Origin of the sequence: Hafnia sp. HMSC23F03, from assembly GCF_001816025.1 — a bacterium.
Lineage (GTDB): Bacteria > Pseudomonadota > Gammaproteobacteria > Enterobacterales > Enterobacteriaceae > Hafnia > Hafnia paralvei.
In genome coordinates this window covers 353,816-364,066 of the sequence record NZ_KV824233.1, presented here as the reverse complement: position 1 = coordinate 364,066, position 10,251 = coordinate 353,816, and the positions used below count along the sequence as shown (strand labels likewise).

Below are 10,251 nucleotides of genomic sequence, written 5' to 3'. Positions count from 1 at the left end.
GTTAGCTCCACTTTATGCAGGGGCTTACTGTCTGAATTCGCATCATAGGGCAAATGCTCTTTGCCATATTGCTCACCAAAATCCCCCATCAAAAACTCGCCGCCTTTAACGTAAACCAGCTCTGATTTTACTTTATTAATAATAGTATTCAGCTCTGCTTCACGGCTATCATCTGTCTTCGTGTCGGCGGCTGTTTGATCGCATCCGTTAATAAAAAAAACCAAAAAACTTAAGCAGGAAACCTTGTAAAAACTACGCATAAAAACCTCAACTAAGCTGTCATTTCTGGAAATTCACTGGATGGTGAAAACATAGCAGACTTGGAGTATAAAGGATTAATCCCATTATAGAGTCGGTACGCTTCGCTGTTATTCCATGCCAATGGATACCCCCATGCAGGGATCACTCTAAGACGTCTGTAAATCGTCTCCATTTCATGATCCCTATTCATACCTTCTTGTAGAAAATCTCTCAGGTTATTCATTTGTTTTTGAGATACCATATACTTTAATGCAGGATTCCCTACCGATAAGGAGCTTCCATCCGCGGTGCAATGACTAAACACCTCAAACCATTCTTTTTGAGTCTGAATACTTTCTAAAATTATTATTATGGCATCCTTTCTGTCACTGTAGATATCAGGAATAATCTTATTCCCTCGGTTATCAGTGTCGATATGATCTGCTATCCCATGACGAGTGAGCAGGTAAATAAGTATACCTTTAGCTTCAGGGGGATAACTAAGTAGCTTCTCTTTGCAAGAAATAATGTTTAATGCCAATTGATTTCTTTTTTTCGATTCTTTTAAACCATTCTCAATTGATTCCACAAACAATGTGAAGCTAGCATCTATCGTTTCCACTGTAGCTTCAAGATTTTTGAGCGATTTCTCTATAACAGCCTTTTTATCTGTGAACATCATGACGCACACCTTGCTAAAGGTACTAAACGCTCGCTCAGTCACCAACTCAAAAAACGCATAGTCCAATCCATACAGTTGATAAATCAGCCACCCGCCAAAATCGGACAATTTGTCATAATCCACCGCGGCCTCAAAACTGCCTTTTGCACCCACGCCCACACACAGACTGGCGGCTATTTTGAAACAAAAACGGCCATTAACAAAATCACATTTAAAAGTACCACCAATTCCAAGCCCAGCCATGCCCACTAAGCTCTCAGAGATTGAGCAGAAATCGACAAACTCAGCCGCCGCTTTAGCCTTCTCACCCGTTTTTCCCTGATACTCAGTCAAAGCTTTCGGCTGTAGCCACTGCACCCCACCAGCAAGTTTAAGTGTGGCTTTCGCGCCACCAAATATTTCGGCAGATGCTGTCAGCCCTTCATCTTCATTCTCACCTTTGCGTGCATTATGAAACTGTGCACCAGTCGCGCGACGCTGACGAAAACGAGGAAGCTGTGGCTCACGAATACCCATAACGACCTGCTTCGTTCCAATGGTTGTTACTTGTATTTGCGATTCAACCTGCGCCGAAGCGCCAGCAAAGCCAATCAGCGACGTTTCAAAATAAACCCGTAGCATCCCCATATCCAGTGGTTTTACTCTATCTTCCGCAGCATACTTCAAAGGCCACCCTATTCTATCTGGCATATAGAATTTCGCACTTACGGTACCCGAGGCAATCGAAAGCACAGAACTGTGTTCAACTTTGAAACTGAGTTTACCATCATAGGGATCCCATTCGCCGGATGCGCCCGAATTAGAGGTAAAACGAAGAAATTGAGCGCCAGCAGATACATCTATATTTGCATTTACTTCAGTTTCGTTAGCCCTCGCCAAACTAGTATTCCAGCTATCAGCCCAGTCTGTTAAGGTTTTATCTACTTTACCTATATCCTCAGCAGAGAAATATTTAATCCCAGTATTATCAGAGTCGAGTTCTTTAAGCTGATTCTTTATTTTTTGTGTATTAATTCCTTTAATATTTTTGTTACCGTCGCGAGTAAAAATGCTTTCTGATGCCGACGCTTTATCTTTACCTGTGATTTTAACTTTATGCCGCACACCTACGCCTAATTTCTCGATGTAGCCTTTCTTGACGAAAGCATAACGACTTCCTACTCCACGCTTGCTACCTGGTTTCTTTTTTGTTGCGATAGGAATGAGCTCAACTACCTCTTTATAACCGGTGCCTGTGGCTTCAAAATCACCTAACGTACTTTGCAGTGCATCCTTTTTCTCTTGCAATATTTTTTCTGCGGCAACTACTTCGTTTTCAAGATTAGCTAGCTCCGCCGACTTTTCTGGTTGTGAGTAAACCTTGCCATAGTTCTCCAACGCCGCCGAATAATTCTCGCTGGCTTTGTGGTGTTCATCCACGCAGGTCATGATTTCGCGTGCATGTTCATCTAATTGTTTTGATGCCTCTGCGGTGAGCAATATCAGCTCTTGAGTGCCGGTAATAAAATAGGTATCTACAGACTCATGTTCCACTGTAATAATGTTATTTTCTTTTTTATCCAGTTGTGCCTGAGAAACCGGCTTATTATTCTCACTCATGCTCGTTATCCTCCCTGTTATTCGAAGAACAGCTTAATGTTTTGTGGGTCAATGCCATAATGGCTCTGGGTAAACCCATTCTTATCAGTAACACCGCGTAACACGCTTCCATCGTCGGTCTCAATGCGGTATGGGATATAGGCCTTAGGCTCGCTAGTCGTTTTATCAATAACCTGAAAACCACCCTGCATTGGATATTTATATGCGGGATCTTCAACAGACATGGGTTGCAACGCTGCACTTAAGGAGGCTGTTCCACCCCAGCTAATATTGTCATTTTTGAGTTTTATTGTGCCAGGTGCACCAATCTCTATAGAGCCATCTTTAATTTTGATATAGGCACCTTTGCTGACTAAGGTGATCCCCTGAGCGGCGTTAACGACGATTTCACCACTGACGCTATTGATACTCATCATTTGATCTGACTGAAGGGTCATTGCGTCTGTTTGTGCCTGAATTGAAATTGGCCCTCGCGCAGCAAATAATTTCATCCCCATTTTTTGGGCAAACAGACTGATTGCTTCCCCCGCAGCAACGGTAAAACGTTTAAAAATACTAAAATCGATATTTTCACCCGCAGTCGTGGTGACAGTCTTACCTGCTGACATCTGAATATTTTTAGGGGTGGTATAGGCCATCCCTGCAGGGGCCGACACTAATAAACCTGAGCTGCTCAGTTGGTTAATTACGCTGCTTAACTTTTGCTGCGAGGCAATATCTGCATCCAGTGCGCCTGAAACTTTTGCACTCTGAGCAAGCGCAGTCACTAGTTCTAGTGCGCTTTGTAACTGGCCTATTGCCGCCCCCATCTCCAACACCTTCCCACCCGCCTTCGGCTGACCGTCGGCGCTGATGAAAATCCCCTTGCCCGCCCTTATCGCGCCCCAGTCGTCGGTGCGCAGTTCGAAGCCTTCGCCGCGTTGCTGTTTTTGGCTATCGACCAAATGCCCGAGGTTGAGCTGGGTTTTGCCGCCGTATTCGGTGCTGAGTTTGATGTGCTCTTTGCCACGTTCGTCGTCGAGGCGTAGTTTGTTGTTGGCGGGGGTACGCAGCACGTTGCGTTTGTAGTTTTGCAGCGTGACGTGGTCGCCGTGTTTGGAGTCGTGCAGCGCGTAGGCGATGTACGGTCGGTCAGGGTTGCCCTCTTCGAAGGCAATCGCCACTTCGGTACCCGCCAGCAACGGAGCGTGTAAGCCGTAGGTGTCACCGGCATACGGGCGCGCTTGGCGTACCCATAGGCTTTCGCAGCCGGCCTGCCATTCGTCACGGTCAAAATCAAACGACACGCGGTAGCGGCCATCTTTGTCGATGTGGCTATAGGTGTCGTTCACCACGGTGCTGGTGACGCGCGCCGGAATCGTGCCCGCCATCACCGGTTTGGCGGTGGGTTCTGGGCGGAAGCAGACGTTTTCAGAATATGGGATGGCGGTGAATTCTACTTCATAACTTTGGTCGCGACGCGCCTTACTGCTGATACCAATAATGACCGCACCTTGGCGGAACGCCTCAGGCGCGTCACCGTCAACTTTGAGCTCTTGCCCCGGCGACAGCGCCGCTGAGGTGGTGAAGCCATGTAACAGGGTCTGCTGGTTAAGATAACGTTCATGGCGTAGGCGGGCATAGAAGACACCGCTCTCCGTCTCAGGCTGCGGGCTGTTTTTATCGCCTGCCGACAGATAATTATCGGCGTAGTGATAGGCTTCGCCGTAGGTGGTTTTGTCTCCGCGGGTGACGTCAACGTCGCCGTCCATCCACGATTGAGCTTGGCGATAGTTGTAGTCTCGGGTGGTGACGCGGTTTTCCACCACCTGATGAGCGCTGGTTAAGCCCCACACTGATTCGACGCCAACGTCATTCATGCCCGACGGATTACGCAGCGGTAGGCTGGTGCCAAACTGGTAGTGTTGCTGATCGTCATAGAATTCAACAACGTCGATGTTAAGTTTGGGATCGGCCGTGAAGCGGAACCAGATGCCAATTTCAGCCAGCAGGCGGCTGATAAACTGCAGATCATTTTCCCCGTACTGCATCACCAGTTCACGTTTGGGATAGGTGTGCGCCAGCGTGAACAGGAAATCTTGCCCTTTGAAGCCGTGGCGATCTCGCAAGATCTTTTCTACAATTTCCGGCACCGAAAGGTTTTGATAAATCGCATGCTGATGGCTTTTCGCCAACAACGCTAAACGTGGTACGAGGGTGACTTCGTAGCGGCTTTCGTCCCGCGAAGTAGAAAGACGCTTAAAACTCTGGATCACCCCGTGCACCGTGCGCAGCGCCTGCATAATCGGCGGCGTCATCGACAACGCGGCACCTAAGGAGGCCAACGCATTCGGCGTAGCGTTCAGGGTGAATGTGGCGTCCTGCATCAGCATCTGCGCGGGCTGGATGTCTTTGGCCGAGCTGGTGAATTCGATGGTGTAGCGATAAGGCTGGCTGAGATGCTCTTCAGCGGTAAACGCCAACACATCTAGCGGAGCCGTGTTGTCCCAAACTTTCAGCACATGGTGGCTGTGATCGAACATCAGTTGAGCAGCAGTATTTAACATATCACCCTCGCTTCCGTCGTAACCGAGCAATCCGTATCAGCTTCACCGTTGTGTTCATCACCGAAATCCAGCGTAATACCTTCCTCGTCGTTGAAACCCAGCGTCAGACTGTTGGGTTTTCGCTGCTGAGCTAAACGCTGTAATAGCTGCTGAGAAAGCACCGGTAAGATCTGTTGATTGAGCAAGCTGTCGATGTTGCGCGCGCCGGTATCCGGCAGCAGGCAGGCCGCCACCAGCGTATCCATCAAACTCTCTTCAATATGGCAAGTCAGTCCATAGTGACGCTGAAGGCGTTTCGCCACCTGCCCTAATTTGATTGCCACAATGCGGCGGAGCGCCACGGCGTCTAGCGGGCGATAGATTAACGTTTGGAAACGCGCCAGTAAGGCAGGCTGGAAGTGATCGCGCAGGATCGGACGCAGCAGCTCGTGCAGCATGCTATCCGTGGCCTCCGGCTGCTGCTCTAACAACGCCATCAGCTCATCGCTGCCGAGGTTGGCGGTCATTAAAATCACGGTATTGCGGAAATCGATCTCGCGCCCTTCGCCGTCGCGCATAAAGCCACGGTCGAATACCTGATAGAACAGGTTTAAAACGTCGCGATGTGCCTTCTCAACTTCGTCGAGCAGCACCACGCTGTACGGGCGCTTGCGTACCGCCTCGGTCAAAATCCCGCCCTGACCATAACCCACGTAGCCCGGAGGCGAGCCTTTAAGCTGAGAAACGGTATGCGCTTCTTGGTACTCGGACATATTAATCGTGATCAGCGATTTTTCGCCGCCGAACAGGTCATCGGCCAGCGCTAATGCGCTCTCTGTTTTCCCTACACCGCTTGGGCCGACCAGCAGAAATACGCCGAGCGGGCCGTTTTCTGAGGTTAAACCGGTTTTAGCCGCTCGTAGACGTTGAGCCAAGGCACCTAACGCCGCCTGTTGGCCGATAACCCGCTCGCCGAGCTGATGCTCAAGCTGAAGCAGGCTGGTCTGTTCGTCTTTGAGCAGGCTACCTAACGGAACACCTGTCCAGTCAGCAATCACATTGGCTACGGTACGCACGTCAACGTCGAGAGAAAGCAGTGGATGGTTGCCCTGTAGTTCGCTGAGCTGTTGCTGAATCGCGGCGCGTTCGGACTGACGGCTGATGTCTTGACGCACTTCGAGCAATTGCTGAGTAAGTTCGCGCTCTTGTTGATATTGAGCATCGAGCGCCGCTTGCTGACGTTGCAATTCCACGCTGAGCTTATCAATGGCACTCAGGCGCTCAATATCTGCACCGCTGCTGAACACCAGATCCTGTTCAATCGCTTGTTTTTCCATCTCTAGCGCCGCGAGTTGTGCATTCATCTGCGTGAGCTGTTCTGGCACGGTGTCTAAGCTCATACGTACACGCGCGCTGGCGGTGTCGAGTAGATCAACGGCTTTGTCCGGCAGTTGTCGTCCGGTGATATACCGGCGCGACAGCGTGACTGCCGCTTTCACCGCAGCGTCCTGAATATGCACGCCGTGATGGGTGGCGTAGCGCTCTTTCAAGCCACGCAGCATCAGGCACGCCATCTCATCGTCGGGCTCGTCCACTTTAACCATCTGGAAACGGCGTTCTAACGCGGCGTCGCGTTCGAAATACTGTTTGTATTCAGACCACGTGGTGGCGGCAATGGTGCGTAATTCGCCGCGTGCCAGCGCCGGTTTCAGCAGGTTAGCCGCATCGGCACCACCGGCCTGATTGCCCGCACCAATGATGGTGTGCGCTTCATCGATAAACAGTAAGACAGGCTCTGGCGACTGCTGTACGGCCTCGATGACGTTTTTCAGACGCTGTTCGAACTCGCCCTTCACGCCCGCGCCCGCCTGTAACAAACCGAGATCTAATGTGCGTACGCTAACGGTTTTTAAGCTATCAGGGACGTTGCCTTCGGCAATGCGTAGCGCCAATCCTTCTACCAGTGCGGTTTTACCTACACCCGGCTCACCAACCAGAATCGGATTATTTTTGCGGCGGCGAGAAAGAATATCCACCATCTGGCGGATTTCCATATCGCGCCCAAAGACGGGATCGATGCTACCGGATCGCGCTTTTTCGGTCACATCGAGGGTAAACTTGTTGAGCACCGCCAAATGCGCTTCCTGCATCGGCGAAACACCGCTGGTGCTCGGTTCATTAGAAGCCGATTCGGTATTAGCTGCGGATGACTGTTGAGGATGTTGCAGCCCAGTTTGCAATTCAGGGCGCTCTTCTGACTGGGCGTCTAGCAGCGGTAACAAACGGGAAAGCTGTGTGGTGCTAATACTCAGCAGCGGCCAAACGGCATCCGTCGCCAGTAAGTTAGGCTTACTGATTAACGCGGCAAGCAGATGTGCGGAACGCACGGCGTCGGTATTCTCCTGCAACGATGCATCTAGCCACGCATGTTTGATCAGTTGCTGAAGTTTGTCGGAAAGCTGCGGTTTTCCCTGAATGGTATGTGGAAGACGCTCTAAATGATCCAGCAATCCCTGCCATAGGCCGTCCATATCCCATTCATAGCGGCGAGCGATCACCGTAATATCACCTTCGCCCTGCTCTAACAGCTTTAGTAGCCAGTGTTCTACCGTGATTTCCGCATGGGCACGGGTCTGGCATAAGGTTGCGGCGGCAGCCAGTGCCTGAGCACAATATGGATTTAACCGACGCAGTAAGCTTGCTGAATTATTTCCCATCACATTCTCTCTCCCATTTAAGCCCGTAGCCCTCATTAGGCACGCTACCGCCCATAGCCGTTTTCCGTGCTAGGAAACCAAGGCCCATAAGGTCATCAAATTAAATTGTTTAAATCCGTTCGTTGTTGTGCTCAGAGCCCGAACGATGCCGCTTTGGCGCTGAGCAGAAAAACGAAAAGGCAGACGGTTTCCCGCCTGCCTGAGGTATTACGCTGAAGCGCGCTCATTCCAAGAATCTGAATGGATGATGTTGCCGTCTTTGAAGGTCCAAGTGATCTTCTCGTAACGGAACTCAACCTCTTCCAGATGGTTGTGTTTCTCTTTAGAAGGATCTTTGATATCCCACATTTTTGGCGCAACTTTTACGACTTTGACGTTCTCCAGTTTGGTATTGAAGTATTCCACTTCTTGACCAGCGTCATCGATCTTGTACCATTTGATTTCGGCAGACTTCAGGGTCTGGCCGGAAGTCACGGCTTTGTACAGGTAAGGACTTGATGCATCGACTTCTTTGGTGAACACCAGAGGAGTGTGGATACGTGTACCGGTCAGTTTGCCGGTGTTGTTATCCGTTGGGATGTATAGAGAGTGTTCCAGCGCCACCATCTCGATGCTGCCTTCACGCTTTTGTACGTCTACTGAACCCTTAATGTCTGCGCCGCCGTCGTCTTTCAGCCACAGATATGCTGGAATTGCCATGTAAAACTCCTTGTTACTGGGGAGGTACTTATCCGTACTTGGGGTGCTGATAAGTACACTGTTGTAAGCCGCCGAACTTGGCGGCTGGTTAAAAATCTGATGCCTTGGCGGGCAGCTTGCAGGCTCCCGCCTCTGGCACCAGACGAATATCTACCCGACGATTAGCCGCTCGGCCCGCGTCGGTTTCATTACTGGCAATAGGCTGGCTGGCACCATAGCCTTGCACCGCAAAACAGGTCACCGGAATATCTCCCATGCTGCGCATCCAATCGCGCACCGCCTCGGCTCGCGCCTGAGATAACGCCAGATTGCGCTGGGCATTGCCGGTAGAGTCTGTGTGCCCAGCAATCACGATCAGCCAGCCCGGCTGGGCTTTTATATCCACCAGCGCCGTTACCAGCACTTTGGTCGAACCCGATTTCAGCTGCGCACTATTGGTATCAAATAGAGACAGGCTGTCTAAACGCACGGCCTTCGGTATAACGACCTTGGCTTTTTGTTCGACTTTCTCCGGCGGCGGAGGCACATAGGTGGCAATCGTCGTCAGTAGCGGTTGGCGCAAGCGCTCACCGGGGTACAGCCCGAGCCCCATCCGTAGCGGCACGCCCTGCCGATAGTGGTTATCCAACTGGATTTCGTCCTGAATCAAAACATCAACGGCCTGTTTTTTCGGGATAAAATCGGTCATACGAATAGCGTTATAGCGCTGAATATCATCACTGACCTGACGCAGTAGCTGGCGGTTATGCCATGCTGAACTCCCCAACGCAGCAATCGCGGCCAAGGTAAATAACCCAATACCGATCGCCTGCGCACGATGCAGCGGCGTAAAACCAGACTGCTGGGGCAGCAAACGGAATAGCCTGTCTGGAAACGCTAACGTTGCCGCAGACGCCGAACTCACGCCGACAACATCGGTTAACGTGGTTTTGCTTGCCAGCCATTGTTGCCAGAGCGAATGCTCCGCCATGCCTAAAGCGGAAACTGGGGATAACGCAACCGCAACGGGACGACAAGCCGCAGCCGAATGCTCTTGGCGCCTGCAGTGCGGTAAGACAAACTCAGACATCCACGCGCGCCAGCTTTTTACCGTTACCGCACACTGGAAGCGTTCAGCTTGCTGGGCTTCTCCCTCATCGCTGCGATGAGCTGCCAGCCAATCAATCAGCGAGCGCGGAGCAAAACGACCAATACCGACGCTGCACTCAGTCTCTCCCGCCACCCACTCGAACCAACACTCATCAGGAACATGAGATTTTGGCAGTGCCAAATAGCTGGTCAGCAGCACGGACGTCTGGCTGCCACACAGTTTGCTCACGCGGGATACCTGATAACAGAACTCGCGCATCTGCCCCGCCAATACCGCGGCATCAACCTGTTGCTGGGGATTAATCACTCGCATTACGCTGATTTGCTCACTCCAGCCCGCGCGTTGTGCCAGCACAGAGTCCACAAAATCGGCTAACCGTAGATCTACGGGTAAACGTAAATAACAGCCTCGCGGCGTTTCGCGCATTTGCGTGGAACCAAACAGCGCATCAAGGTTATCGCCACACACCACCACTACCGGATGCCGAAAATGTTCAGGTGGCAAATCGGTTAACACGTCAAGCACATGGGCATCAATACGCGCCGCACGCTTCCATCCGAATGCCACGATCAGTAACACCACCACAATGGTGATAATCAGCCCTAACAGCGTGAGCGGTAGCCAAAATAGACACAGTAACAGCGCGAGCAATCCGCCCCATGCCCAAAGGGCGCGCTTGTAGGTGGTACTCATGTCATC

General features: G+C 51.1%; 5 protein-coding genes and 1 pseudogene. All 6 read right to left on the bottom strand.

What is annotated here, in order from left to right; translation table 11 throughout:
* Positions 1-260, bottom strand: a pseudogene (locus HMPREF3091_RS22920) (formylglycine-generating enzyme family protein); the annotation flags it as partial.
* Positions 261-271: 11 nt separating this feature from the next.
* Positions 272-2,521: an ATPase gene (locus HMPREF3091_RS16445; protein WP_070717115.1), complete on the bottom strand. Its 2,250-nt coding sequence runs from the start codon at positions 2,519-2,521 to the stop codon at positions 272-274.
* Positions 2,522-2,538: 17 nt separating this feature from the next.
* Complete coding sequence (locus HMPREF3091_RS16440; protein ID WP_070717112.1) at positions 2,539-5,067, bottom strand: type VI secretion system Vgr family protein; 2,529 nt, start codon at positions 5,065-5,067, stop codon at positions 2,539-2,541.
* On the bottom strand, positions 5,061-7,763 hold the full coding sequence (tssH, locus tag HMPREF3091_RS16435) for a type VI secretion system ATPase TssH (RefSeq protein WP_070717109.1): 2,703 nt from the start codon (positions 7,761-7,763) through the stop codon (positions 5,061-5,063). The genes HMPREF3091_RS16440 and tssH overlap by 7 nt, the downstream gene beginning before the upstream one ends.
* A gap of 207 nt (positions 7,764-7,970) precedes the next feature.
* Positions 7,971-8,462 carry an Hcp family type VI secretion system effector gene (locus tag HMPREF3091_RS16430; RefSeq protein WP_004095601.1) on the bottom strand — a complete coding sequence of 164 codons (492 nt, stop codon included), beginning with the start codon at positions 8,460-8,462 and terminating at the stop codon, positions 7,971-7,973.
* An 88-nt stretch (positions 8,463-8,550) separates the two neighbouring features.
* Positions 8,551-10,245: an OmpA family protein gene (locus tag HMPREF3091_RS16425; RefSeq protein ID WP_070717106.1), complete on the bottom strand. Its 1,695-nt coding sequence runs from the start codon at positions 10,243-10,245 to the stop codon at positions 8,551-8,553.
* Between the last annotated feature and the right edge of the window lie 6 nt (positions 10,246-10,251).

Coding starts and splice junctions, on each gene's coding strand:
- HMPREF3091_RS16440 (WP_070717112.1), bottom strand. CDS start 5,067: ATGTTAAATACTGCTGCTCAACTGATGTTCGATCACAGCCACCATGTG.
- HMPREF3091_RS16425 (WP_070717106.1), bottom strand. CDS start 10,245: ATGAGTACCACCTACAAGCGCGCCCTTTGGGCATGGGGCGGATTGCTC.
- tssH (WP_070717109.1), bottom strand. CDS start 7,763: ATGGGAAATAATTCAGCAAGCTTACTGCGTCGGTTAAATCCATATTGT.
- HMPREF3091_RS16445 (WP_070717115.1), bottom strand. CDS start 2,521: ATGAGTGAGAATAATAAGCCGGTTTCTCAGGCACAACTGGATAAAAAA.
- HMPREF3091_RS16430 (WP_004095601.1), bottom strand. CDS start 8,462: ATGGCAATTCCAGCATATCTGTGGCTGAAAGACGACGGCGGCGCAGAC.